This window comes from Peribacillus sp. NPDC094092, assembly GCF_050279365.1.
GTDB lineage: Bacteria > Bacillota > Bacilli > Bacillales > DSM-1321 > Peribacillus.
Genome location: NZ_JBNNUC010000002.1, coordinates 47,613 through 73,101, shown reverse-complemented (window position 1 = coordinate 73,101; position 25,489 = coordinate 47,613). Strand labels below are relative to the sequence as shown.

The following is a 25,489-nucleotide window of genomic DNA, read 5'->3' as shown; positions in this document are numbered from 1 at the left end:
AGACTCCCCAAAATCCAAGGATTATGAAGGGAGTCTGGAATGATAATGACCGTTACAGTTCAGATTTCACTTGAACGGGGACACTTTTTTTCGTTAAATATTTAATGTCCTTGAAGCTGACAAAATTCTTGGATTCCTCATCCCATAAACGGAAACGGAGTGAGCGCAAGCTTGTCGCAAGAGTGATCGTTGGAACGTTCTCTAAAGGCTCCGTATTATTGTGCGCCATTTCCAATTTATAGTTAGGTACCCTTGGACTTAAATGATGAACATGATGGTATCCGATATTGCCAGTAAGGAACTGCATCAGTTTTGGAAGCTTATAAAAAGAACTTCCTTCCACTGCCGCCAATACATATTCCCACTCCTCATTCACTTCGAAATAAGAGTCCTCGAATGTATGCTGGACGTAAAACAGCCAAATGCCCACTGAACCAGAAATCATGAAGATGGAACCTTGTACCAGAAGGAACGACTGCCAGCCTACTGCCAGGCAAAGCAATGCCACTAAAGCGACGATTATTACATTCGTCAAATACGTGTTCATTTTTTCCTTCTTTCTAGCGCCTTTACGGTTGAATCTGTTTTTAAGAAGGAAAACATAAATCGGTCCCAAACCAAACATAACAAATGGATTGCGATAAAAACGATAGGCAAAACGAATTCTAAGCGGTGCAGCCAAATACTCATCCACCGTAAGGGTCCAAATATCCCCTGTACCCCGCTTATCCAAATTACCGCTTGTTGCGTGATGCACAGAATGATCATGTCCCCATTGATCAAACGGGAATAAAGTCAAAACACCCATGATCGTACCGACTATTCTATTCGCACGGCGGTTCTTGAAAAATGAGTGATGCGTACAATCATGAAAAATGATGAATATCCTTGTCAAGAAGCCAGCAGCAAACACAGCTGGAATTAAAGCTAACCAATAAGAAACGGAAAGACTTATATATGCTAGGTACCATAAAATGATGAACGGCACCAAGGTATTGACGATCTGCCATATACTTTGCTTTGTCGTTGATTGTTCAAAAGGAGCAATTTGTTTTCTCAAGTTTTTCGTATTTTGCAAGGTCATTAGTCAATTGCACTTCCTTTTATTTGTCGTTATTTCATATTATAAAGAAAGCAACCTGAATTTATTAGTACCAGGTGTCATGACTAGAAGATGACAAATGTCATGTACAAGTATTTTCAACGGCAAGCGTAAAAAAGGCCAACCAGTAAAAACCGATTGACCTGTTCATATGAGCAGGATTTCGTTATCTTGAAATAACAGGCATTCTACCTTTAAGAACATGACTGTTAATATCAGGCTTATATTCCCAGCAGTAAGCAGAAATAATCCGCCCTACCATAGAGTGGAACTGCAACACAGAATCCTCATTAGATCCACTCTTTTCTTCTATATAGGGCCTTTCCACAATGTACCTCTATTTTATGGCGATTCTCCATAGTAAACTAGTAAAGTTAAATTTTACAAAGGGGAATAAAATAATTGTGAAAAAATTCTTTGGATGTTTTATTATATTAAGCCTTCTTTGTGCATGCCTCTTTCCAACCAGTGGTAATTCATCAAGCAAAACCCTTTACATAGGTTCTGTTAAAGTGGACAATACAAAAGTTTTTAGTTCTCCTAAATTAGGTTCCACTCAATTAAAGCCCTTAAAAAAGGGCGAGGAGTTTCCCCTCATCTCTACTTCCGTTGGGGATTCCGCGGGGCCTATCATCCATAAAGTAAAGGCTGGTAACACATTATGGAAAGTAGCAAATCAATATGGTGTTTCACTAAGTGAGCTACAAAAAGAAAATAAATTAACCTCGACCGAAATAATGGTTGGCCAAAACCTGAAGGTTCCCCAGAAATATAAGATCCATAAGGTTGTATCAGGAGATACATTGTGGAAGATTTCTACTAAATATAAGGTAACCACAAGTGATTTGACGAAATTAAACAACTTACATACGGTTACCCTTAAAGTTGGCCAAAAATTGAAGATTCCTGATTATTACTACCAGGTTCAATTGCTTGATGGTAAAAAGGGATGGATAAAGACATCCCAGATTCAAAAAAAGGCGCAAAAACCTATCGTCATGGGCTGGACGCATAATGGATCGAAAGAAAACTACACCCAACAAATTAAACAGCCTAATTTAAATGTAGTATCTCCCCGTTCCTATACGCTGAAGGATTCAGGTAATTTCGTTTCCGTTTCTGCGGATGCAAAATTCGTCCAAAACGCCCATAAACAAGGAAAACAAGTTTGGCAGCTTATCGGCAATCAATTTGACCCTGTTTTAACTGGTTCTGTACTAGGCAATACAAGAAAACGCCAGAAATTAGTTTCAACTTTACGTGATTCACTTGTTAAAACTAAAAGTGATGGAATAAATGTAGATTTTGAAAACATCGATCCAAAAAACAAGAAGGACTTTGTACTTTTCATAGGCGAACTGAAAAAGGCACTAAAACCGCATGGAATTAAAGTATCCGTGGATGTCACCCGAGAAAATGAAGACCCTTTTTGGTCAAAAAGCCTGGATAGGAAAGCTCTTGGCAAAATAGCAGACTACATCATCATAATGGGTTATGACGAGCATTGGGGAGGGAGCCCAGTAGCCGGGTCCGTTTCCTCGTTGCCCTGGATCAAAGAAGGAACCAAGCTTTTGATGAAAGAAGTACCTGCCCATAAGATCATATTGGCCGTTCCATTTTATACGAGAGAATGGGTAACCGATTTATCGACCAAAAAAGTGAAAAGTCATGACCGTACCATGGCTGAGGTCAACAAAATCATTTCATCTCATAAACTTAAAAAGGCATGGGATAAAAAGACTCAACAAAATTACGTGGAGTATACTTCCAAAGGGGAAAAGCATCAAATATGGATAGAAGATAAAAAATCGATGAAGCTCCGTATTGACCTGGTAAACCAAAATCATTTAGGCGGTGTATCCGCTTGGTACCTTGGATCAGAAACCCCTGACATTTGGGATGTATATCATTTTTAATAGATTGATAGAAAAACGATAAAGAAAAAAGGCCTCACATTGTGTAAGGCCTTTTTTCGATGACATCCTTTTCAGTCGGTCTTGTCGTCTTAAGTGAATAGAGCACACCGATGAATATCAATGAAATGCCCAAGATTTGAATCCTGTCCGGTTGAAATCCTGAAAGCAGAATATCCAAAAGGATGGCCACTGCCGGATCGACAAAAATCATGAAAGATACTACATTTGTAGGCAAATGGCGGATACTATTAAAAAACAGAAGATACACGACGCCTGTATGGATGATGCCGGTAAGTACCGTATAAAACCACTCGGAAGATTTTAGTGTTGTGTAAACTGAAAAATCGACAAAAGGAATCAGTAATAGAAATCCAATGAACATTTGCAAAAAAGTGGTCGCGTATACACTGGTCTTTGAAATGCTCTTTCCTAAAAGCATGGTTGCCGCATAGAAAAATGCAGCAATGATCCCATAAATGATCCCTTCCCATTCAGGGGTTGATGATCGAAATCCATCTGTTCCCATAATGAATAATGTGCCAATGAAGCAAAGGGTAATGGCCAGGATGGAGAATAAGCCCATTTTCTCCCTGAAGATGAAGCTCCCGAAAATGAGTACAATGATCGGGGCTAAATGATAGAGCGAAATGGCTATTGTCACGGATATCAGTTCGAAAGATTTAAAAAGGAATATCCAGTTTAACAAATTGGTCACCGCGCAAAAAATGATGAGCATTACCTCTCTGGAATTCCATATTTCGTTCTTGAAATGGCCTGTAATCATCCATGCTGCACATAAGAATACGGCAGCACAAATGCAGCGAACAAAAACCAGTTCCAATGCAGGAAGTCCTGATAGTTCAGAAAAGAAACCGACAGAACCAAAGATTGTCATGGCTAGAGACAGTTGAAAAAGTGCTATTTTATTCATTTAATTTCCCCTCATAAAATTTCCATTTTTTACATTCATACTATCATTTCTCTGGCATGCCGTCACGAGTAATGATATTTGCCCACATTTGATTGGGAATCATTAATGTACATCTGCTATCACGCGGCAATGTCGTCATGATCTCGTCTTCCCTTCCTTCTTTTATTTTGGCGGCCCAGTCCGGTTCCATCAGTAATTCTCTTCCTAATGCGAAAAGCGGTATATTTTTCTCAAGCACAGCATTTGCTTCCTCTGGAGTATGAATCGATCCAAGTGATATGAAACTGGTCCTGCCAGCGATGATATCGCGGAGAATTTCGGTCCTTGTCACTCCCCTGTTCAATCCGCTTCTAGGCATGGACCAGACATTTTTAACAGAAAGATGTAAATAGGAAAGCCCCTGAGTTGCCAATTTATCTACCATTGCAGCTGTATCATCCATTTTCAATCCGCCTTCTTCCGGTTCTTCGGGGGAGAAGCGATACCCAATAACGAATTCCTTGTCTGCGTATTGATCACGGATCCGCTTCACCTCCGAGATGACGGCAAGTGGAAAATGCATTCTATTCTCCAAACTCCCTCCCCAATGATCTCTCCGTCTGTTAGAGTGGGGTGAGAAAAACTGCTGAAGGATATATCCATTCGCTCCATGGATTTCCACGCCGTCGAATCCTGAACGAATGGCATGGCGGGTGGCTCTTCCAAAGTCTTGAATAGTGGATAGAATCTCGGTGTGGCCCATTGACCTTGGAATATACTCCCCGCCCATTTCTTGATAAACGCTTGCAATGATTCCGCTCGGACTAACCATTTTTTCTCCGCCTGTACAGCTTGGCAGGCTCTCGCTTCCGCCATGATGAAGCTGGAGAATGGCTTTTGCACCTTTCGATTTGATTGTTTTTGAAAGCTTTGTGAGTCCAGCGATGCTTTGTTCATCATACACTTTCATTTGCCGGGGAAAGCTTGTTGCAACAGGGGAAATGGCGGCAGCGGCTGTAATGAACATCGCAGGTCCATCTGCCCTTCTTTTATAGTAAGCTAATTCCTCGTCAGAAACCAAGCCATCTTCTTGACCTGAATAAGTGGTCATTGGCGCAACAACAATCCTGTTTTTAAGAACCGTTCCATTAGAAAGCGTGTACGGTGAAAAAATTTGCCCGTATTTCCGTTTCATCATTTTTCATCACCCATTCGTATATTATTTTTGTGATTTTATTGTATTCCCGACCACTTCATAAGTAAAATGAATGTTTTTCATCATTTAGATTAGAGTTTCTCATGTATAATCAATTAGAAGGAAAGGTGTGGGGCATTTGAATTTTTTTCAACTGGAAGTATTTTTACATGTTGTTGAACACGGAAGTTTTACGAAAGCGGGAGACCGGATCGGACTGACTCAATCAGGCGTCAGCCATAACATTACAGCACTTGAAACGCAACTTGGTGTGACTTTATTAAAGCGTGACCGAAAAGGTATTACTCTCACGACTGCGGGAGAACAGATCATTCCACATATGCGGGCCATCGCCGCCAACCTTGCACATATCGAACAAAAAATTGCAGCTGTGAATGGAATGGAAATCGGGAAAATAACGATCGGCAGTTTTCCAAGCTTCACTGCCAGATTCATACCTTTGCTGTTCTCTGCCTTTAAAGAAAAATACCCTAATATCGATTTGCTGATTCATGAAGGTGGATATGAGGAAATCTTAAAATGGATCGAAGAAGGAACAGTGGACATCGGCTTTGCAGCAAAACCGGTGAAGAACGCGGAATTCATCCCTCTGCTAAATGATCCTTTATCAGCTGTCGTATACGAAGGCCATCCACTTTCAGGGAAAACCGTATTGAACCTAGAAGACTTCGTTGAACATCCATTCATCATGCTGCGATCTGGCTGTGAAACACTCATAGAAGATAGATTCCTGGAAGCCAAGATAAAACCAAACATTTCATACGACATAAAAGACAATCAAACCGTGCTCTCAATGGTAGCAGGAAAATTAGGCATCACGATTATGCCCGACCTGGCTTTACCGGAAAAACCCGAACGCATCAAAAGCCTGCCCTTGAATCCGGAACTTTCCCGGGAGATAGGCTTGGTCATGAAATCATCTAAACACCTTTCACCCGTCGCAAAGGAATTTACAAAAGTCGTTCAAGACCATTTCATCGGGTAATGAGCTGACATGATGAAAAAAAAGACAAGAACCCCCTTTTCATTAAAAAGGGGATTCTTGTCATGTCAGTGATCATCCAAAGAATAGGTCCAGCAGATTACTGCCTGCAGATGATTGCCTATTATAAAACTCGGAATAACCGCAATTCTTGCAATACACAACCGTAAATTGATTATTCTGGACATCGAACATTTTTGACAACCCTGTTCCTGTCATGGCTACATCCTTCTTGGCAGCATCATTGCTTCCGCATTTCACACAACCTTTTTCACTCATAATCCTTCATCTCCCAAATTTATAAAAATAATAAATGCCGCTAAATACCGGCGCTCCCCAGCACCGTACCCAATTAAATATACGGATGGAACGGAAATAAATTCCAGTATTCGATGAAAAATATACACCAGTTATGCAAATTTGACGCTAACACACCCGTCCCTTATTCAAGGGGCAATTTTATTTTGGCTAAAAATGATAAAGAACGTTTAAAGAAATTCAATAAACTGGCGAAAAAGCAAAATATCAGCAGAGATAGTTAAGAGGGAATAACGCGAAACTTTCAGAATAAATGAGAAAACGGCCAAACCCCTTTTAAGCGAGGACACTCGAGAAAAGCATTACAAGACCTCTGCATCATCCAACCGTATTTCCGCAACCCTTCCACCTTGAACACACCAAAATTCTAAAGTGATATTCCGTTTATGGTCAATGTAACCGATAATATCCGCCCCCTGTTCATAACTTTTATAATAATGATCTCCATACTTCGAAAGAACGTCCGCTTTCTTACTTCCTAATTTAATGCCTTTGCTTGTTTGTAGGGGGTTGTCAAATAGATCGTCATCCGTACTTGAAATGATTAACCGCATGATTTTCCCTTTATCCTCGTCTGTATTGATAGAAGCCGTTTTTAGCCCGCCTTTCCAATAATAATAATCATATGCATTATTATTATCTTGATCGATGGGTTCTCCATATTCCCTAATGAATTCTGGACTCGATATGTTATCCAAAACCTTAAATCCCCCGATGGATTCATCTGTCAAATCTGTTGATTTTGTCAATTTTTCAGAGAATGCCGAGAACACATAGAAACCTAATGCCGCTCCAATAATAAGTACAATTATTAACTTTCGTTTATCATGCATTTTTCCCATCTTTGAATCTACTCCATCTCCATCTGATTATTTCCGTAGATCGCTATCTGTAAATGGAGCCACTAACTAGCGAACAGGTAGGAACTGATCCCCATTATGAGCCCTCCGACTATCCCGATCACTACGCCAACAACCGTCCATTGTGAAATGATCATGCCTAATAGAAATAAAGAGAATCCTATAAGCCCCATTGACAGAACCTTATTTTTTTTCATTTTACACCCCAATGCACTACTAATTATCCTCATATTATCTTATACGGATAAATTTGGATAAAAGTTTCACTTTATCAAGCTGCAACTGAATGTTGCATAAGAAAAACCGAAATCAGCTACTGATTTCGGTTTTTCACTCTATTTAATTCGTGATATCTTTTTTCTGGAAGAAGAAGAAAGTTAGCGCTAAAAAGATAAGATAATAGATTCCCAGTACACCCATCGAGAATCCTAGTGTAGCTCCATCGAACATTTCTATGGTTCCGGAAATATATCCCCTTAAATCAAGGTGGGGGAATAAGACGAATTTTAACCACTCGTATTTTCCGATGAATGATTGAATCACCATATTTAATGTCGAAGATGCAAATAGGATGAAAATGGATATACCAACTGCAAGTGCTTGGTTTTTAAATAATGTGCTCAGCATGAAAGCGATGGTGGTGATGACCAAGAATCCTGGTATCCAGTAAACGATCATGTCCACGAAATATTCGCCGACCACCACCGGACTGAATTCACCGAAAGATGCGGGATCCATGATTTTGTCCGAATACGAGCCATTGCCAAAGAATATGATGCCGATTAGATAACTGAAAATAAGCAGGCTCGCAAGTAATAACGCTGCAAATAATAAGGAAGTAATATATTTGGAAAGTAAGATCTTCCAACGTTTATAAGGCCTGATCAAAAGTTGTTTAATGGTGCCATCCGAAAATTCAGAGGAAACGAGCGAGCTGCAAACAATAACGACGAATAAAGTGACAAATGAAGTTAATGATGTAGTCCATTCCGCCATATAGGTCCAATTCGTGTTCAAGTCAGGGTTTATATCATCAGCCAGCATTTGCTTGTTGACATTGATCTCTTCCATGATCATGGCTTTTTCATCTTCACTGATTTCCTTAGCTTTCAAAGCCTTTTCCTGTTCTTGTATATCTGCCTTTAACTCTTGCTTCCAATCTTTCCCCGATTCTTCGGGACTTAGTTTATAATCGATGACTGCAGCCCCTAATGCTGCCAATAAAAGAAAAGCGATGAATATAAAAGTTGATACTTTTGAAAAGATTTTCATCCATTCATTTTTTACTAAGGACATCATACAGACTCCCTCATTTCCTGCTCAGTGATTTCAAAGAATTTGTCTTCCAGTGATTTTCTAGTGATGCCAATTTCATAGACATCCAGTTGATTTTCAATAAAACTCCTATTAATATTGGCCGTTTGTTCACGAGTGGCCGATACGGAGATTGTCTTCGCATCATATTTCAAAACCGTAATATCCCCAAACTGTTTTTGAAGGATTTTTTTAGCTAGCTTCCCATCACTGACAGTGAATGAAACTGCATTGATCGTTTCGGTTTTTTCATCAACAATATGTTCTTTCGTATGTATCAGTTTTCCCTTTTCGATAACGGCAAAACTATCACACATCAATTGCATTTCCGATAGTAAATGTGATGAAATCAATATCCCGACGCCTTCACTCGCCAGCACTTTCAAATAATCACGAAACTCTCGAATCCCTTGTGGATCCAAGCCATTCGTCGGTTCATCAAAAATCAATAACGACGGTTTATGTAAAATGGCCTGTGCCACGCCAAGACGCTGACGCATCCCTAATGAATAGGTTTTAACCTTCTTATCGATGGCATGATCCAGTTTGACAAGCTTGATGACCTCTTCTATTCTCTCATTGGATATGTCATTGGATGACATTCGGGCATAATGCAGGATATTCTTTCTGCCTGTCATGTACTTATAGAACTCCGGGTTTTCAACAATGGCCCCCAATTGATTCATCGCACCTTCGAAATCATGATCGAGGTCACTTCCATTGATCATGACCGTACCGCCCGTACGATTGATGAGACCTGTGATCATACGGATGATAGTGGTCTTCCCTGCACCATTCGGGCCAAGCAAACCAAATATTTCATTGCTTTTTATTTCAAAGCTAACATTGTCCACAATGGTTGCTTTTCCAATTTTTTTAGTTAAGGATTGAACCTTAAGAACCGATTCAGACATATAATACCTTCCTTTTTCATTTTTTCCAAAATCACACAATTCCTACATTACCATATTATGCATATTATTACTATACTGATATTCTTCCATATGGATATATGCACAGCTGCAATCAATAGATTTGAATTTTACCGGTCTTTTATTCCATGATCATTTCCCATCCGATCCTTATTGCGCAATAACATCAAACTCTCATTAAAACCTTCCGCCGGCGTCCGCTTCCCGCCCCATTTTCATAAACCCTTCCATCACTTTTTTCCTCTAAATAGAAACAACTCCTATGTACCGTTTTCTTTTAATACGTTTTTGTATGAATAAAGTTTCAGGGTTATTTGATCTTATTAGGAAATTTTACTCATAATCACAGGTTAAGCAATATATAAGTAAAGCCAAGAGAAATGGCAAGACCTAATGAAAAAAGAAGGATTTTTCTAACAATAGAAGGTAAAAGCTTATATATCATCATCAAAATTACATCGATGAAATTCGTGGGTATTCCGGAGCCGAACTCTTTGATTTCTTTCTTTTTGCCAAAAATGGCGAACCACATTACAAAAAGACCGCATAAAATAAAAATGATGGAAAAAATCTTATATCCCATAGTATGCCACCCATTTCCTCATAGGTTTAACGATTTTGTTTTATCTTATCTTAACTGGGGTTTCCTGATTCAAGTTTCAAAATGAATTCTTCAACCACTTCCCCTCTTGCATGGGAATATCCTTTGTCTTCATCGAATCTTTCAAATCCGCACTTTTCCAGCACCTTGATGGATGCGAGATTATCCTTGGCTGCGCGAGCATAAAGTGGGCGGGCTTTGATTTTCGGCAAAAAATGGAGAAGTGCTTCTGTAGCGATTCCTTTACCCCAATATTGCTTCCCGATCCAATAACACACTTCAGGGTTGCCAAACTGTTCAAACTTGAGAATGCTGCCGGCAACACATCCGTTGTGGATTATGGTCATTTTTAGAATATCCCGGTTCGATAAGATGTTCTTCCAGTGTGTCAAAAAAGCCATTTTGTCTGATGGATCCTTGGATGTGAAAGCAGCCATATAGTTTGCGGCAGGATCTAGTTGCTGCTCGAAAAGGATAGGCAGATCACTCTCCTTGACCTCCCGCAGCAGGACTCCTTCGCCATTGGTTTGCACTCCCATAATGTCACTCTCCCACCCATTCATTAAAAACCGGAAAAACCGAAGACGCTGCCATCTTCGGCGTGGTTACTTTCCTATATCATACTATAATTTACTACGAACGCTTATGGCTCAATATGCTTGATAACGTCAGACAAGCTCTTATCCCTCATGGACCGGAGACGTAAATGATGATTTTCAAAAGCTAAAGCCTCCGTAACCGGATTTGGAACGATTACACACTTTAAACCTGCAGTCAGGGCCGCTTGAAGCCCATTTAACGAATCTTCAAATGCTACGGCTTCTGTGGGCCGAATGCCCAGGACTTCGATTGCCTTTACATACAAATCAGGCGCAGGTTTTACTTTTTCAACATCATCCCCCGTGATAAGAACTTCAAAATAGTTTAACAGTCCAAGTTCCCCTAAATGATGAGTGACCCACTCTTTTGTCGAGCTTGAAGCGAGGGCGATTTTATATCCATTGTTTTTTGCTTCGTCTAAATAATCCTTCACACCTTCACGTGCCAGGGATGTTTTCATTTTGACTTCATGAAGGCTTTTTGCTCTGGATTCAATTTCTTCGATATTACAACTTTCCCCCAGCTGATCCTTGAAGTACTGATTAAGTTCCGTATTATCCGTTCCGATACATTTTACGAAATGTTCAAGAGGCAAATCAGATTCATAAAAAGCCATCGTTTCTTTATAAGCCTCATACCAAGCCGTTTCTGTGTCTAAAATTAAACCATCAAAGTCGAAAATAACTGCTTTAATCATAATGATTTCCTCCTTTACCGTTGAAATGGAATTTCTATTAACATAAACGTACATGAATGAATTCCCTAGTTCAACAAAACGGTTCCGTTCGTTCCACGGGAAACTTTTTCATTTTCCATAATTAGTTAATCACTAAGGATATGGTAACCCGATGTCCGCCTCATTTCTTTTTTATATGTTACATGTTTTAACAATTACTTAGTGCCTTCGCGGTGTTTTTCCTTAACAGCGCCTAAAAGAATGATAGTTAAACGAATGGTTTAATTGCAGGAAACAACGAGGAGGATAAACATGAAGAAAATTTTATTAACGATCCTAACGGCTTCTGTATTCATTCTAGGAGTATGCATGCCAACAAAAGGCGAAGCCGCTGATTTGGATCGCACACTTTCATTTGGAATGAGTAATAGTGATGTTAAAGACTTACAAGAATTATTACTGACAAAAGGGGTTTTTCCCTATCATGAAGCAACAGGTTACTACGGACCGATTACAAAAGAATCCGTAAAGAAGTTTCAGGAAAAATCAAGACTGAAAGTCGATGGAATAGCAGGAACACAAACCAATCAGAAAATTCAGGTACTAAAAAGCGGGGATATGGGAAGACCTGTAGCTGAACTGCAAAGATTATTGAAAGCCTGGGATGTTTACACATCAACGATCGATGGCATTTATGGAACAGGTACAAAGCAAGCCGTCATCAACTTTCAAAGGCAAAAAGGATTATCCGCTGATGGAATAGCAGGTGCACGGACCTTCAGTAAATTAAAAGAAAGAGCAAGTTCAGCAAGCTCTGCCGTCAAAGAAATAACGGTAACAAGTACAGCATATACAGCGAGCTGCGAGGGATGCTCAGGCACTACAAGAATGGGCGTTGACCTAAAAAAATATGATGATGCCAAACTGATAGCAGTCGATCCGAACGTGATTCCGCTAGGCTCCATCGTTGAAGTCGAAGGCTATGGACAAGCAATCGCTGCAGACACGGGCGGTGCGATCAAAGGAAACAGAATCGATGTATTCATCGCGAGTGAATCGGATGCTTTAACGTGGGGAAGAAAGCAAGTGAACGTGAAAATAATTAGATGATGCGTGACATACACATCGTTTTCATATAGAAATGGATACATAACCAAACCGCGAGAGCATGTATTGAATCAATGCATGCTCTTTCGGTATGATCAAACCAATTTGTACATGATAATATCATCGACGTATTCACGTTCGCTCATCTTGAATTCCTTTATTTTACGGCCCTCTTCAACAAATCCCATCTTTTTATACAGTGATATGGCCCGCTGATTTGTTGAAAAAACTCCCAAGCTCACCTTTTCTATGAACGGATTTGCTTCTGCCCATTCCAATAATGCTTTTATAAGCTCTTTTCCAATTCCATACCCTCTGCAATCTTTCCTGATCATCATTCCAAATGAGCCCTTGTGAGACATTCTCTTCCTATTTTCAGATTGAAACACTATCCATCCAATGACCTCGCCATCTATTTCGGCCACGATGATGGTTTCTCGTTCATTTTCCAATAACCTTCGTATCCAATCCCTTTGTTGTTCTGGTGTTTTATCGAACTCCTCCGATACCGCAATAAAATACTCTCCTTCGGAAATAACGGAATTCTGTACATCCAAAACCGCTTCCGCATCCTCCAATTCACCAGTCCGAATGATGTGATTTTTCATTTCTGACATTCCAATCCCCCTTAATGAACCATGTTCGGATCGAAGTGAACAATAGGACGGCTTTCGATGATTCTTTGTTCGATACTTTTGACCGTTTTGTATAATGGACCATCCGCATTCTTCAAATCATACTTTTTATGAAAAAAGTTATATAACGTTAAATCCCTTAACTTTAAGAATAGAGGAATCGTTTCGTATTCTTCAGGTGCCATGATATTTTCCGTCTCATAGCCTTTTATGAATTCCCTCATGAACTTGGCGGCATATTCATCGAGCCCTTTTATTCCTTCACGTTCCAAGCTCCATATCAGATAGTACAGAGGTATGGCCAAATCGCTGGCAAACCAGTGGTAAGAACAGTCATCAAAATCAAAAACATGTACCTTCCCCTCATGAAAATGGAAATTGCCGTTATGTATATCAGAATGGATCAATCCAAAATTATCTTGATGAACTGGAAGGGCATTTACTTTCTTCTTGATTAATTCTTGTTGGTGCATCAATTGCTCTGGAACATTGGATTGGTAGAGTTCAGCATTCAATAGTTCCTCTTCATGCCAATCCAGCCTTTTATATTTTGTTTCCGGCTGATAATTTTTTGTTTGTTTATGCATTTGGCCAATCGTTCTTCCCCATTCAAAAAATAAAGGTTCACCGAAATTTTCATCGGTGACTTTCATCCTTGCACCAGGAGCTTTTTCAAACAGGCAACAATAAAATTCCGTACCATCCGAACCCTTAACAATTTCAACCAAGTTATCTTCTTTCGAAGAGAGTACCTTAGGAATTTCAGCATTATTATTCTGTAAATATTCAATCCACTTTAACTCAGCAAGCACTTGACCTATTGTACGATGTGATTGATGTGTCATTCTTAAAATGTATGGCGTTCCATCCCTGTAAACCTCAAATACATAGTTCTCTGCATCTCCAAGTTTTACTGGATCCCCAGCATTCACTTGAAAAAGATGCCCGGCCAATTTCACCAATTCCTTAGAAAAAATCCGCTCTACCGATGCTTCCATGATCGTCACTCCCATTAATGATATTGCTAAAAAAAAGGCTGTTTTCGCATACTTTGTTGCGATTTAACAAGTAAGGCGGTGTGGTTGATTTCCCCTCCAGATGCACGCTTTCCGCGAGGCGGGCGGTGAGCCTCCTCGGCGTAAACGCCTGTGGTGTCCCACCTGTCCCGCTGCTCCCGCAGGAGTCTCGCACTTGCGCTCCAATCACCCTTAAATCGTTTCGTTTTAAAAACAACGATCTTTACGAAAAGAGCCAAAAATAAAAACGATTTATACTATGCTTTATACGATACCAAAATGCCTTTTCCCTTTATTTGTATATCATTCTTTTTTTAATCTTTATGGTTACAAGGGTAAAGAGATTTTCTCAAAAAAAAAAGCGCCCTATAGGGGCGCATACAAAATCAAGTTTCCTTTTCTTCTTCATTCGCTATTTTATTGAACTTCAAGATCGTTTCTTCGATTACTGGATTATTGAATTCCTCTTGGATGGCTGATTGTACAAATTTATCTTCATCATTCATTTCATCCCAAGCATTAACTCTGTAATCTGGATCATTATTATGCTCTGAACCTTGAGTATTTGATTTGCCGTTTTGTTCCTCGTTATTTGACAACTATCTTCACCTCTTAAACATAGTGGAGTTCGTACCAATCATAAGCAGAAAAAGGTAACTCTTTTAAAAATCTTCCTTGATTGAAATGGGTGAACCCGTTGAGGTATGTTGATTAACCCAATTCAGCGACACCTTTGAAACGGCATTCCACTCAGGAATTTGGGCTTTATGTTGTTCCACCCAGCTCATGCAATATTGCGGGTCTATATTGCTTTCTTGCGATTTCGCCAAGAATGACTGAATGGTGGTTTCGGTACAGTTTTCCCATGATCCACACGTATCCTGCCAAATATGTTCCATTTTCATTTGTATATTTTCGTTAGCCATTGGGTTTCCTCCTTAAATGAATGTTACTTTTTAATATCTTCATTAAGTATGTCCAAGGCTAAATAAATCATTACAAAAATTATTAAATAAGGCTTTTCAGCAATCTGAATCACTTATTTGACTCGTGAATTTCGCCGATTTACGAGTGAGTTTCCTCAATTACTCGTGAAACGGCGGGCATCGTTTCTCCTGATTCCAGATTCCAATGCCAAGCTTGTAATTCAACTCCCACACCGTAATTCCATTTTTTACTGTATTGCTTCGATCATATTGTAATCGCTTGCAGCAGGAATCGATGGGAATCAGGATGTTTAACCGTACTTTTTAACGGCTACAGTATGACTAGAACAATAGTTTAAGAGGAGGAGATTTTCTTTGAATATATATGAACAGCAAAAAAACGGTCAGCCCGGACAAACGCAGGATAGACAGCCTGGGATTGAATCTGAGATGAATCCACTTCCGATTCAGCCAAAGGATTACATAGGAAGCGGTAAGCTGAAGGGCCGCGTTGCCTTGATAACAGGCGGAGATAGCGGCATTGGACGTGCGGTTGCCATTGCTTATGCAAAGGAAGGCGCCCATGTGGTTGTGAATTATTTAGATGAGCACGGTGATGCCGAGGAAACGAAGCGGCTGATTGAAGCGGAAGGCGTTCGCTGCCTCTTGATTCCAAGTGACGTTTCCGTGGAGGCGAATTGTAAGGATTTGATTGCGAAGACGTTGGACGAGTTTGGAAAGCTGGACATCCTCGTCAATAATGCAGCGGTGCAATTCCCGACGGAAAACATTGAGGATATCACGGACGAGCAATGGGACAAAACGTTCCGCACCAATATTTATTCCGTTTTTTACATGAGCAAGCACGCGGTTCCTCATATGAAACAAGGCAACTCGGTCATCAACACAACATCGATCAACCCATATAGAGGACATGCAACATTGATGGATTATACAGCGACAAAAGGGGCAATCGTCGGATTCACACGCAGCCTTGCACAGAATGTGGCTAAAAAAGGGATCCGGGTCAATATGGTGGCGCCGGGCCCGATTTGGACTCCGCTCATCCCGGCGACGTTCGACGAACAATCCGTTGCCGAGTTTGGTACCGAGGCACCACTTGGCCGCCCTGGGCAGCCTGCGGATCATGCAGGCGCCTATGTGCTGCTGGCATCTGATGAGGGTGCTTATATAACGGGACAGTGCATCCATATCAATGGCGGGATTACGATGTCCTCATAAACCCAAACGACCGAAAAGCATGGTGCTTTTCGGTCGTTTTCATTTCCATTGCTAATTTCCAATTCCGGGCGAATTCATTAATACTATTCTCCAACCATCCGGATCTTCAATGGTAACACCGGATTTTTCCCAATATGGATTTTCCGGTGAAACCGGTTCATACCCCATGCCTTTCAATCTATTCGTGATATCCTCAATGGTTTTACGTTCAGGAATATAAAAGACAAGCAGATTATCTTGTGTTGGGGCAGGACAAGGACTGCCATCTTCATGCTGGGTAAACTCCAGATGATAGCTGGAATCAGGAAGTCCAATCATGATGCCGTCATACCCTTCATGCCCTTCAAAAGACCCGATCTTTTTCAAGCCTAAGCCTTCACAATAGAAACTTACAACCTTTTCAAGTTGATCAGTAGGACGTGCAACCCGGATTTGTGCTACTTTCATTTCATTCGGCCATTTACTTTCCATTGTCCCATCCCTCTCTGTATTGGTTTCCCATCCAAATATAACCCCTTATATTATGAATCACATCCGGTATAAAACAATACCTTTATATCTCCCTGCTCCCCCTTTTACTCCACACAAAAAAGGCTGCCGCAGCAACCCCTAATATTCTGTTCATAACCCGCGCTTAAATGAACCTTTTATTATCTGACAATCCCTCCTCATCACTTAACATATTGATGAATTTTATTAAAGACGCGGGAACATACTTTTCTTTTCGATAGATGAATACTGTTTTGACTTTTCCGTATAGATTCGGAAGGGAATGTTGTCTAAGGCCGTTTTGTTCATGCTTTGCAATAACACTTTGTGGAAGCATACTTATACCTAGACCAGCTGCGACACACCCGATGATTCCATCTATCGTGCCAAATTCCATTATCTTATTGGGTATCATCTTCTCTTGTTGTAACCATCGTTCAAACTTTTCCCGATAAGCACATCCTGAATGAAAGACAAGCAGCGTCCTTGTTTGAATATCTTTGATAGAAGATATTGGGGGATGGGCTGTATCTGTAATGAGAATTAGTTCCTCTTCGAATGCTTCTTTCTGAATGAGGTCAGGGTGATCAATGGGTCCGGCCACAAATGCTCCATCCAATTCATTCTGAAGCACTGCTTGAATATTTTGTTCAGTGGAGCCTGTTTTTAAAGTTAAATCGACTTCTGGAAAATCTTTATGATACTTTGAAAACAAGACTGGTAAGCGAACAGCTGCGGTTGTTTCCATTGATCCAATATGTAACGGACCTCTAGGTGTTTGATCATCATTCATCATATTTTTGGTTTCTTCTATGAGATCGAATATTTTTTCTGTATATGTTAGCAACATGCTTCCTTTGTCAGTTAATGCAGTGCCGCGATTATGTCTATAAAAAAGAGTTGTTTGAAGATCCGATTCCAACTGCTGTATTTTCATCGTGATATTTGACTGGGCATATTGAAGTTCCCTCGCTGCTTGAGAAATACTCCCCATCTTAGCAACACTCTGGAAAATTTTTAATGAATGCAAATCCAAAATGATCTCTCCTTAGTTGATTTATCTTTTAGCCATCATTAAAAATGATATCAAATATAAATATTAAGTATTATACCATATAGCAAAGAAAAGATATGCTTATCATATCCTGCATCTGATTGGACACTCTAAAACCATTATTTATTTTGAGGGGAGATACAACAAATGCCATTATTACGTTTTGATTTGATAGAAGGAAGAAGCGAAGAAACGTTAAAAAGATTATTGGATTCAGCTCACCATGCGATGGTGGAAGCTTTCCAAGTGCCTGAAAGTGATCGTTATCAAATCGTTCATCAGCATCCGCCGCATGAGCTAATAATCGAGGATACCGGACTGGGGTTTAAAAGAAGCAGAGACCTAGTGATCATTAGTATTGTAAGTAAAAAAAGAACCGAAAAACAGAAAGAAACCTTATACTCACTTCTTGCTCATAAACTTGAATCGGACTGTGGAATTTCTCCACAGGACTTAATGGTTTCTATAACGGAAAACAGCGATGCTGACTGGAGTTTTGGACGAGGGGAAGCACAGTTTCTAACAGGTTCATTATAGCTCTTTAATTGGAGGGGAATCTTTGAAAAATCAATCTTATCTTTTTTTAATAGGGGGAATATTTTCTTTGATCATCGCGATGGGGATTGGAAGATTTGCATATACTCCCATTCTTCCACTTATGCAAAAAGAACTTCCTTTATCAAATACAGTTGCCGGTTATATAGCATCCAGTAATTACGCAGGATATTTGCTTGGAGCCATTTTAGCAGGTGCCCTTCCTTTTAAGAAGTATAGAACCATTTTGTTAAGAATAAGTCTAATCATCAGTATCTTAACCACTGCACTGATGGGTCTCTCATACTCTGATTTACTTTGGAATGGACTTCGCTTCCTATCAGGGTTTGCCAGTGCGTTTGTGTTGGTCTTGGCCTCCGGTATCGTGTTAGATAAACTTGCAACGATAAGAAAAACCAGTTGGTCGGGGATCTTTTATGGGGAGTAGGTTTGGGAATCTTTTTATCCAGTCTATTGATTCCGAGTTTAAACCATTTATTTCAGTGGGAAGGTACATGGATAGGACTAGCTGTTGCGAGTGGAATTCTTGCTATCTTTGTATGGATCTGGCTCGATGAAGCCCCTAACGTTGTCGAGAAGGAAAATAAACAAGATACGATTGGAAAAGTGCCCCCCGCTAAATGGCTTATATGGTTGATTATTGCCTATGGTTTAGAAGGGCTGGGTTACATTGTCACCGGAACGTTTATCGTATCCATCGCTGAAAAGACCTCATACTTTCATAGCGGTGCTACCTTAGTTTGGATGATGGTGGGATTGTCTGCGATTCCATCCTGTTTCATCTGGTCTTTACTAGCTAAAAAGTGGGGATCCATTAAATCTTTAGTGCTTGCAATGGCTCTGCAATCCTTGGGTATCGCAATGCCAGCCTTTTGGATGTCAAAAACTAGTTTCGTCATAAGTGCTTTATTATTTGGAGCCACGTTTATGGGTATCACCACCCTGGCTACAACATTGGGACGGGAAATGAATCCATCTGATAGCAATCGGACTATTGGCATACTTACCGCTATTTATGCTATTGGACAGTTGATGGGACCAACCCTTGCTGGGGTTTTATCCTCACTCACACATGACTTTAATGCTGCTTTTATTGGCACAGCAAGTGTTGTCTTCTTTGGGTCCATTTTGCTTTCAAGCGGGATTCATTTCGAGATCAACCCTAACGTTCATCCATCCAATATAAAAAAAACAGAAGAGAATTGATTAGGATTAAAATAAAAATTTGGGGGAGTCATTGATGTTAAATAATGAAATGATGAAGCAATTGAGGATTAAGAATCCCATTATACAAGCTCCTATGGCTGGCGGGATCACCACTTCGGATTTAGTAGCCGAGGTTTCCAATGCCGGGGGACTTGGAATGATCGGGGCAGGCTATCAGACACCCATACAATCAAGAGAGCAGATTAGAGAAATCAAGCAGTTAACGTCAAACCCTTTTGGCATCAATCTATTCGTGCCAAACGAATTTAACGTAACCCCTGACGCAGTCCAATCAGCTAACCAGCGTTTACACAAGATTCGTAAGCAATTACATTTAGAACAAACAGACAGCTTTGACATTCCTGAGTATGAAAAAATCCATGAAAGTTTCATAGAACAAGTTAGGGTGGTCATTGAAGAAAATGTATCTATTTGTTCCTTTACGTTTGGTATTCCCCCTAAGGAAGTGATGGCTGAATTAAAACAGCATAACATCACTCTTATAGGAACAGCTACAACGGTTAAGGAAGCCGTTGCAAATGAAAAAGCGGGAATGGATATGGTCGTTTTGCAAGGCAGTGAAGCTGGCGGGCACCGCGGGAACTTTATGGATGGTCATCAGGAGAGCCTAGTAGGTTTAATGTCACTTATCCCGCAAGTTGTTGACAATGTAAGCATACCTGTAATCGCTGCAGGAGGAATTATGGATGGAAGAGGATTAATGGCCTCCCTCTTCTTAGGAGCACAAGGTGTACAAATGGGCACAGCTTTCTTGACCTGTATAGAAAGTGGGGCACATAAGGTACATAAAGAAGCGATTTTGAATGCGGATGAAGACCAGACAACCTTTACTCGAGCTTTTTCTGGAAAAAGGGCAAGAGGCATTAAAAATAAATTTATTGCCGATATGCTGGAGCATGAATTGCTTGTACCCGATTTTCCCGTTCAAAACCTATTAACTCAAGAAATTAGAAAAACGTGCAGTGGACAGAATAATCCAGACTTCATGTCACTCTGGTCTGGACAAAGTCCAAGACTAGCCAAGAGTCAAACCGTTGAACGATTAATGAAAGATATCATGTCTGAAGCTAAAATAAATTTACATATGCTGACGCAGCAGCTCACTGCTCTTTAATACATCCAATGTTGTCATTACGGTCACCAGATATTCCTGGTGACCTTTTTTGAATCGTTTCACTATATTACTAGCAAGTGAAGAAATAATACTTTTTAGCTCTTCACTGCCCAAATAGTTCCACAAGAAAAAGCTTCCTTAAGACAGCTCCGATCTTCAGCTAACGCACCTGTTAGTTTAAGTGTACTCACTCACAAACTTTAAATTTTCATTCTAAATCTTATTGCTGAATTACTTAAAGTACCATTTTAATGCATTCGTGTACAATATTTTTCCGGTAGCTTTTTCATCAAATAGACGCTGAATCAATTCAATGTCTGCATACTCAAAGTGTCTTTTCGCCCTTGTAGAAGGCAAATCTGTTCCGAACATAAGAGCGTCTGGGTTAATATCATAAATTGAGTTTAAGGCATTCTCAATATTCAATTCTACACGACCAAAACCAGTAGCTTTAACTCGAATGCCTTTATCCACCATCTTTAATAAATGAGGTAATCCTTCTTCAGATAATCCTAAATGGTCAATTGATATCGCAGGTAATTTTTCAATAGTTGATGCAATTTCGGGTAACGCTTTTGAATCAATATAAAGCTCGCTATGCCACCCTACTAAATCATAAACTCTCCTAGCAAAGTAATCGAGCTTTGATAAATCTTCTGAACCGCCTCGTTTTATATTAAAACGTAATGCTTTTACCCCATTTTTATTTAAACTTATAATCTCTTCGTCCGTCACAGTAAAAGGTAATTGCGTAACTCCACAAAAAGTTGGTCCCATTTGTTTAAGGGCTTTCAATAAATATTCTTGGTCAAAGCCTTGGAATGACCCAGATACAATCGCTCCACCTAATACATTCAAATCAGCAGTTTCATTTTGATAATCTTCTACAACATAGCTGGGTGGCAAATATCCTTGGTTTTCATTGATAGGAAAATCAAAATCAATAACATGAAAATGTGCATCAAAAATTCTCATTTCAAATCCCCTTTCTTTTCTTTAACATATCAAATATGATACATAAATAAAATCGCGGGTTATTTATACAAATTCATAAGTTTATCTTATGGCAATAACCTGCCCCATTAGTGCCATAAGAAAAAGCTACTTCACAATCTTTAGTTTTCGCGTTAAATAATCCTTTTACTTCTTCTTAACATATATTGTTGAGAACCTAACTAAAAGGAGTGAAATCACATGAGATATTTCCCACGCCAGGGGACAATGAGTCCACAATCCCCTCCTCCAACATTCATACCACCAAAACCTTCTGTGTCCTATATCGTGGACTGTCTATATCAAAACACTTATGTATGGCTTATAAATGGCAGACAATTTTGGTTTTACCCTACTCGTGTGGAATATGGAGAAGTATCTGGATATATATGGAACGGCGCTTTCTGGCAATTCTACGGTATTGACCCAAGACTTATAGATACTGTTGCCTGCCCTCCTATCCCTACATTATACTAAAATCCTAAAAAAGCCTTATCTCGAATAGTCTCAAAATAAAAGATCGTCCCTATCTTTTAATTTTGGAGGTATTGTATGACAACTTTTTATTCATTTCATGGAACTGTCACGGTGATTAGTGATTTTTTTACAGGTCAAAATGGTGAAGGAGAAGGTTGTTATAAATTATTTACAATAGAAAATGAATTGGGTTCAATAGTAAATTTCGTGGTTTCAACCTCAACTTACTTCGTTGACCATGAAATGGTCATAGTAGGAGATCGCGTGACAGGATATTATGATGGAGATTTACCTGCTATTCTTATTTACCCTCCACAATATCAAGCGCTTGTCATGGTAAAAGATAACCCAAATCAGAATGTAAAAGTTGATTATTTTAATAACCAATTGGTGAGTAATGATGGACAATTACAATTAAAATTATCTCCCTATACCCAAATATTATTAACAAATGGGCAACTCTTTTCAAGATATCCAGGGAACCGAGATTTAATTGTTTTCTATGGACCTGCCACAAATAGTATCCCTGCTCAAACCACACCCTATCGTATAATCGTTTTATGTTGAGCACATTCTTATTTCAACCAGCAATAAGAATAGGTATTTAAAACTCGTTCAGTTTTTGGCGAGTTTTTTATTATATTTTGTTCTTTCGATAACCCAATAAAATTAATATTCCTTTTTCAACTAAACTGCCTCGTTAGTGCCATAAGAAAGAGGCTCCCGCAGCAACCCCTGTTATTGAACAACGCCCCTGTTGGTTTACGTACAGTCCTTCACAAACTAACTTTTGAATAAGAAAAAGAGGTGAGGTTGTCAGTCCTGAAACTAAGTTGATTCAAAGACTTTGTCATCGAGTTAAATTACAATTAAATATAAAGATTAAATCTCCCCGGCTCTTTATGTTGTAACTTTAGGCTGACTATATAATTACGTTTTTAATCCTGCATAAGGTTGCTGAGTTATCCATTGTTTTGTAAACTGAAAAACCTTTGAGAAATAGGGTGTTTCCCTAAATTAGATTTGAATGGATTCCCTTGGACTGATCGTATTTTGGAGATCAGTCCTTTCTTATCAATAGGGTATTTGGCCAATAAAGCAATGCATCCAACTAACTTAATAGCTCATCTTTTTACTCACTCTTTTGCAGCTTGTGAAATAGCATTTTATCAGAATTACCTTTCTTAAATAACTGAATCCGTTCCCTTCGCTACAATAAAGTCAATGAAATATCGACTTGTAATCGGTAAAATACTTTTCTCTTTAAAAGCTATGCTTATAGTTCGCATGACTTGTGGTTCAATCGATTTTGTCACAATATTATATTGTAAACGTTCTAATATTAATGAAGGCAAAATGGAGAGACCTAGTCCCTGCTCAATCATGGACATGATGGCATAATCATCTTGTACACGATATTCGATTTTCGGTTCAAATAGGTGGCGGTGAAATACATTAAGAGGTTCACTAACAGCCCCTTCATCTAATAGGATATAAGGCTCCTCTAATAATTCCTGTAATAGTACTTTATCACGCATTGCCAAATGATGTTTTGAAGGTAAACATGCAAGCATTTCATCTTGTTGAATAGGAATCATTTCAAGTTGTGTCACTGCATCCGGATTCACAAAACCAAAATCTACTACCCCTTCTTTAATTAAGTTTTCAATATCCGTATAATCACCTAAATTGATTTCAAATTGGACATTGGGATACAGTATTTTAAATTCCTTCATCCATTGTGGTAACCAGTGACATGCCACACTCGAAAATGTTCCAATTCGAATAGTCCCTCGTTCTAACCCTTGCATTTCCTCTTTCTTTTCATGTAATTCTCTAATTGCATGACAAATACTTTTAATGAACGGTAAATATTGCTCTCCATCTGGTGTCAGTGTTACTCCTGTCCGTGAACGAATGATAAGCTGCGTTTCCAAGTCAGCTTCAACTGTATGAACAAGCTGGCTGACAGCTGATTGCGTATAACCAAGTTGTTTTGCTGCACTTGTAAAACTACCCGTTTCAAGTACCGCAAGAAGTGCGAAATAGGCATTCATGTTAATCACCTCCATATTAGTAAATCTAATAGTTTTATTAAAAACATTCGTTTCCCTAATAACAAAAGGGGTGCTACGATTATACCACTTATATAGGGAGGGAGATTGACATGACACAAAAACAAGCTAATATTCTATTAGTCTTCGTTACAATGGGATGGGGATCATCTTATATATTTACGAAGTTCAGCATAGGTGAAGTTCAGCCATTTATGCTTGTCGCATTTCGATTTATTATTGCATTCATTGTAATGGCTCTATTGTTTTTTCAAAAAATACGGCATGTGCATCGGCAAACGATCCAAGCGAGTGCGGTTTTAGGTACTATATTATGTGGTGTGTTTGCTACATTTGGCTTTGCCATGCAAACCACCAGTGCCTCAACAGCTGGCTTTTTAATTACGACAACCGTTATTTTCGTTCCTTTGATCATGATTGTCATCAACAGGAAATTACCAGTGCGCAAAGTTATGTTAGGCACTCTCATTACGTTCACAGGACTCACTTTGCTTTCATTGAAAGATTCATTCACTTTTGAAATCGGGATACTTTACTGTTTATTAACAGCCTTCTTATATGCCACCCATATTGTAGCAAATAATTATTTTGCACGAACCGTTGATGCCTTTCAGCTTGGAGTTTTTCAGCTTGGGTTTACAGGGATACTGGGGCTAATTGCATCATTACTTTTTGAGCCATTTTCATGGCCGATAGGTGCTGTTAGTTGGGCAGCCATTGTCAGTTTAGCAATCATTTGCTCTGCTTTTGGATTTGTCATTCAATCAATAGCCCAAAACTACACAACTCCTGAAAGTACTGGCTTTATCTTTTCCTTAGAACCAATTGCCGCTGCAATTTTTGCCTTCCTATTCCTTGGTGAAAAGATGGTCATGCAAGAATATATTGGTGCCACGATTATTTTAATCGGTATTTTTGTTGCCAATCATACTCCGAAGAAAAGGATAGTATATGATATGAATTGAACGTCGCAATCATATAAGAGATGGTTGAACACGGTTAGTAAACTTGTTCTCTGCTAAAAATAAAATAACCTTCAATCAGATTTTTGATAGAAGGTTATTAATGGTGCTTCTGTTCATGATTTTCTTTTATTTTGTCCTTTGTTTGACTAACTGAATATCGAAGCATCCTTATATATTAGATATTTTT

The 25,489-nt window shown here is 39.3% G+C and carries 28 protein-coding genes and 1 pseudogene; 9 read left to right on the top strand and 20 right to left on the bottom strand.

Annotated elements, in window-relative coordinates:
- Nucleotides 1-52 precede the first annotated feature (52 nt).
- Entirely contained in the window at nucleotides 53-1,084 is a 1,032-nt protein-coding gene (locus ACQKNS_RS09335; protein WP_427642294.1) for a fatty acid desaturase, read from the bottom strand.
- A 530-nt stretch (nucleotides 1,085-1,614) separates the two neighbouring features.
- Between ACQKNS_RS09335 and ACQKNS_RS09330 the strand changes: the two genes are divergently transcribed.
- Nucleotides 1,615-3,018, top strand: a complete 1,404-nt coding sequence (locus tag ACQKNS_RS09330; RefSeq protein ID WP_427642292.1) for a LysM peptidoglycan-binding domain-containing protein — start codon at nucleotides 1,615-1,617, stop codon at nucleotides 3,016-3,018.
- Between the two features lie 34 nt (nucleotides 3,019-3,052).
- Here the strand turns inward: ACQKNS_RS09330 and ACQKNS_RS09325 are convergent, their stop codons facing one another.
- Together ACQKNS_RS09325 and ACQKNS_RS09320 are read right to left on the bottom strand one after the other, a co-directional pair.
- A complete protein-coding gene (locus tag ACQKNS_RS09325; RefSeq protein ID WP_427642291.1) occupies nucleotides 3,053-3,949 on the bottom strand; it encodes a DMT family transporter in 897 nt (298 codons plus the stop codon).
- 43 nt (nucleotides 3,950-3,992) lie between these two features.
- Nucleotides 3,993-5,126 carry an NADH-dependent flavin oxidoreductase gene (locus tag ACQKNS_RS09320; RefSeq protein WP_427642289.1) on the bottom strand — a complete coding sequence of 378 codons (1,134 nt, stop codon included), beginning with the start codon at nucleotides 5,124-5,126 and terminating at the stop codon, nucleotides 3,993-3,995.
- A 136-nt stretch (nucleotides 5,127-5,262) separates the two neighbouring features.
- Between ACQKNS_RS09320 and ACQKNS_RS09315 the strand changes: the two genes are divergently transcribed.
- Nucleotides 5,263-6,129, top strand: coding sequence for a LysR family transcriptional regulator (locus ACQKNS_RS09315; RefSeq protein ID WP_427642287.1), 867 nt, complete (start codon nucleotides 5,263-5,265; stop codon nucleotides 6,127-6,129).
- A 72-nt stretch (nucleotides 6,130-6,201) separates the two neighbouring features.
- Here the strand turns inward: ACQKNS_RS09315 and ACQKNS_RS09310 are convergent, their stop codons facing one another.
- From ACQKNS_RS09310 to ACQKNS_RS09275, 8 genes are all read right to left on the bottom strand, one after another.
- Nucleotides 6,202-6,405 (bottom strand): zinc ribbon domain-containing protein, encoded by a 204-nt coding sequence (locus tag ACQKNS_RS09310; RefSeq protein WP_427642285.1) that lies wholly within the window; start codon nucleotides 6,403-6,405, stop codon nucleotides 6,202-6,204.
- Between the two features lie 341 nt (nucleotides 6,406-6,746).
- Nucleotides 6,747-7,286, bottom strand: coding sequence for a hypothetical protein (locus tag ACQKNS_RS09305; protein ID WP_427642283.1), 540 nt, complete (start codon nucleotides 7,284-7,286; stop codon nucleotides 6,747-6,749).
- A 62-nt stretch (nucleotides 7,287-7,348) separates the two neighbouring features.
- Entirely contained in the window at nucleotides 7,349-7,501 is a 153-nt protein-coding gene (locus ACQKNS_RS09300) for a hypothetical protein (RefSeq protein WP_427642281.1), read from the bottom strand.
- Nucleotides 7,502-7,643: 142 nt separating this feature from the next.
- The gene (locus tag ACQKNS_RS09295) at nucleotides 7,644-8,600 is read right to left on the bottom strand and encodes an ABC transporter permease (protein ID WP_427642279.1); all 957 of its coding nucleotides are present in this window, start codon (nucleotides 8,598-8,600) and stop codon (nucleotides 7,644-7,646) included.
- Complete coding sequence (locus tag ACQKNS_RS09290) at nucleotides 8,600-9,532, bottom strand: ABC transporter ATP-binding protein (protein ID WP_427642277.1); 933 nt, start codon at nucleotides 9,530-9,532, stop codon at nucleotides 8,600-8,602. The genes ACQKNS_RS09295 and ACQKNS_RS09290 overlap by 1 nt, the downstream gene beginning before the upstream one ends.
- Nucleotides 9,533-9,893: 361 nt before the next feature.
- Entirely contained in the window at nucleotides 9,894-10,133 is a 240-nt protein-coding gene (locus ACQKNS_RS09285) for a hypothetical protein (RefSeq protein WP_427642275.1), read from the bottom strand.
- 50 nt (nucleotides 10,134-10,183) lie between these two features.
- Entirely contained in the window at nucleotides 10,184-10,690 is a 507-nt protein-coding gene (locus ACQKNS_RS09280) for a GNAT family N-acetyltransferase (RefSeq protein WP_427642273.1), read from the bottom strand.
- 104 nt (nucleotides 10,691-10,794) lie between these two features.
- Nucleotides 10,795-11,448, bottom strand: coding sequence for an HAD family hydrolase (locus ACQKNS_RS09275; RefSeq protein ID WP_427642271.1), 654 nt, complete (start codon nucleotides 11,446-11,448; stop codon nucleotides 10,795-10,797).
- Between the two features lie 291 nt (nucleotides 11,449-11,739).
- Between ACQKNS_RS09275 and ACQKNS_RS09270 the strand changes: the two genes are divergently transcribed.
- Complete coding sequence (locus tag ACQKNS_RS09270) at nucleotides 11,740-12,537, top strand: peptidoglycan-binding protein (RefSeq protein WP_427642269.1); 798 nt, start codon at nucleotides 11,740-11,742, stop codon at nucleotides 12,535-12,537.
- Between the two features lie 92 nt (nucleotides 12,538-12,629).
- Here the strand turns inward: ACQKNS_RS09270 and ACQKNS_RS09265 are convergent, their stop codons facing one another.
- The 4 genes from ACQKNS_RS09265 to ACQKNS_RS09250 all read right to left on the bottom strand — a co-directional run bounded on the left by ACQKNS_RS09265 (nucleotide 12,630) and on the right by ACQKNS_RS09250 (nucleotide 15,111).
- On the bottom strand, nucleotides 12,630-13,151 hold the full coding sequence (locus ACQKNS_RS09265; RefSeq protein WP_427642267.1) for an N-acetyltransferase family protein: 522 nt from the start codon (nucleotides 13,149-13,151) through the stop codon (nucleotides 12,630-12,632).
- An 11-nt stretch (nucleotides 13,152-13,162) separates the two neighbouring features.
- Entirely contained in the window at nucleotides 13,163-14,167 is a 1,005-nt protein-coding gene (locus ACQKNS_RS09260; RefSeq protein ID WP_427642266.1) for a phosphotransferase enzyme family protein, read from the bottom strand.
- 404 nt (nucleotides 14,168-14,571) lie between these two features.
- The gene (locus tag ACQKNS_RS09255) at nucleotides 14,572-14,784 is read right to left on the bottom strand and encodes a hypothetical protein (protein WP_427642264.1); all 213 of its coding nucleotides are present in this window, start codon (nucleotides 14,782-14,784) and stop codon (nucleotides 14,572-14,574) included.
- A gap of 63 nt (nucleotides 14,785-14,847) precedes the next feature.
- Entirely contained in the window at nucleotides 14,848-15,111 is a 264-nt protein-coding gene (locus ACQKNS_RS09250) for a hypothetical protein (protein WP_427642262.1), read from the bottom strand.
- Nucleotides 15,112-15,486: 375 nt separating this feature from the next.
- Between ACQKNS_RS09250 and ACQKNS_RS09245 the strand changes: the two genes are divergently transcribed.
- Nucleotides 15,487-16,353 carry an SDR family oxidoreductase gene (locus tag ACQKNS_RS09245; protein WP_427642260.1) on the top strand — a complete coding sequence of 289 codons (867 nt, stop codon included), beginning with the start codon at nucleotides 15,487-15,489 and terminating at the stop codon, nucleotides 16,351-16,353.
- Between the two features lie 51 nt (nucleotides 16,354-16,404).
- Here the strand turns inward: ACQKNS_RS09245 and ACQKNS_RS09240 are convergent, their stop codons facing one another.
- Both ACQKNS_RS09240 and ACQKNS_RS09235 read right to left on the bottom strand, forming a co-directional pair.
- The gene (locus ACQKNS_RS09240; protein ID WP_427642258.1) at nucleotides 16,405-16,824 is read right to left on the bottom strand and encodes a VOC family protein; all 420 of its coding nucleotides are present in this window, start codon (nucleotides 16,822-16,824) and stop codon (nucleotides 16,405-16,407) included.
- A gap of 163 nt (nucleotides 16,825-16,987) precedes the next feature.
- Entirely contained in the window at nucleotides 16,988-17,878 is an 891-nt protein-coding gene (locus ACQKNS_RS09235) for a LysR family transcriptional regulator (RefSeq protein ID WP_427642257.1), read from the bottom strand.
- 165 nt (nucleotides 17,879-18,043) lie between these two features.
- Here ACQKNS_RS09235 and ACQKNS_RS09230 point away from each other — a divergent pair, with 165 nt between their 5' ends.
- The 3 genes and pseudogenes from ACQKNS_RS09230 (at nucleotide 18,044) to ACQKNS_RS09220 (ending at nucleotide 20,792) form a co-directional block, all read left to right on the top strand.
- A complete protein-coding gene (locus ACQKNS_RS09230) occupies nucleotides 18,044-18,433 on the top strand; it encodes a tautomerase family protein (RefSeq protein ID WP_427642256.1) in 390 nt (129 codons plus the stop codon).
- Between the two features lie 79 nt (nucleotides 18,434-18,512).
- Nucleotides 18,513-19,657 (top strand): annotated as a pseudogene (locus ACQKNS_RS09225) (YbfB/YjiJ family MFS transporter).
- 34 nt (nucleotides 19,658-19,691) lie between these two features.
- Nucleotides 19,692-20,792 (top strand): NAD(P)H-dependent flavin oxidoreductase, encoded by a 1,101-nt coding sequence (locus ACQKNS_RS09220; RefSeq protein WP_427642255.1) that lies wholly within the window; start codon nucleotides 19,692-19,694, stop codon nucleotides 20,790-20,792.
- Here ACQKNS_RS09220 and ACQKNS_RS09215 read toward each other — a convergent pair.
- Both ACQKNS_RS09215 and ACQKNS_RS09210 read right to left on the bottom strand, forming a co-directional pair.
- Entirely contained in the window at nucleotides 20,757-20,918 is a 162-nt protein-coding gene (locus tag ACQKNS_RS09215; RefSeq protein ID WP_427642254.1) for a hypothetical protein, read from the bottom strand. The two genes, ACQKNS_RS09220 and ACQKNS_RS09215, sit on opposite strands and share 36 nt — an antisense overlap.
- A gap of 105 nt (nucleotides 20,919-21,023) precedes the next feature.
- Nucleotides 21,024-21,767, bottom strand: coding sequence for an amidohydrolase family protein (locus tag ACQKNS_RS09210; protein WP_427642253.1), 744 nt, complete (start codon nucleotides 21,765-21,767; stop codon nucleotides 21,024-21,026).
- Between the two features lie 570 nt (nucleotides 21,768-22,337).
- On the opposite strand from ACQKNS_RS09210, the gene ACQKNS_RS09205 reads away from it, so the two are divergent.
- Entirely contained in the window at nucleotides 22,338-22,829 is a 492-nt protein-coding gene (locus ACQKNS_RS09205) for a hypothetical protein (protein WP_427642252.1), read from the top strand.
- 617 nt (nucleotides 22,830-23,446) lie between these two features.
- Here ACQKNS_RS09205 and ACQKNS_RS09200 read toward each other — a convergent pair.
- Nucleotides 23,447-24,319, bottom strand: a complete 873-nt coding sequence (locus tag ACQKNS_RS09200; protein WP_427642251.1) for a LysR family transcriptional regulator — start codon at nucleotides 24,317-24,319, stop codon at nucleotides 23,447-23,449.
- Between the two features lie 110 nt (nucleotides 24,320-24,429).
- Between ACQKNS_RS09200 and ACQKNS_RS09195 the strand changes: the two genes are divergently transcribed.
- Nucleotides 24,430-25,302, top strand: coding sequence for a DMT family transporter (locus ACQKNS_RS09195; protein ID WP_427642249.1), 873 nt, complete (start codon nucleotides 24,430-24,432; stop codon nucleotides 25,300-25,302).
- The last annotated feature ends 187 nt before the right edge of the window (nucleotides 25,303-25,489 follow it).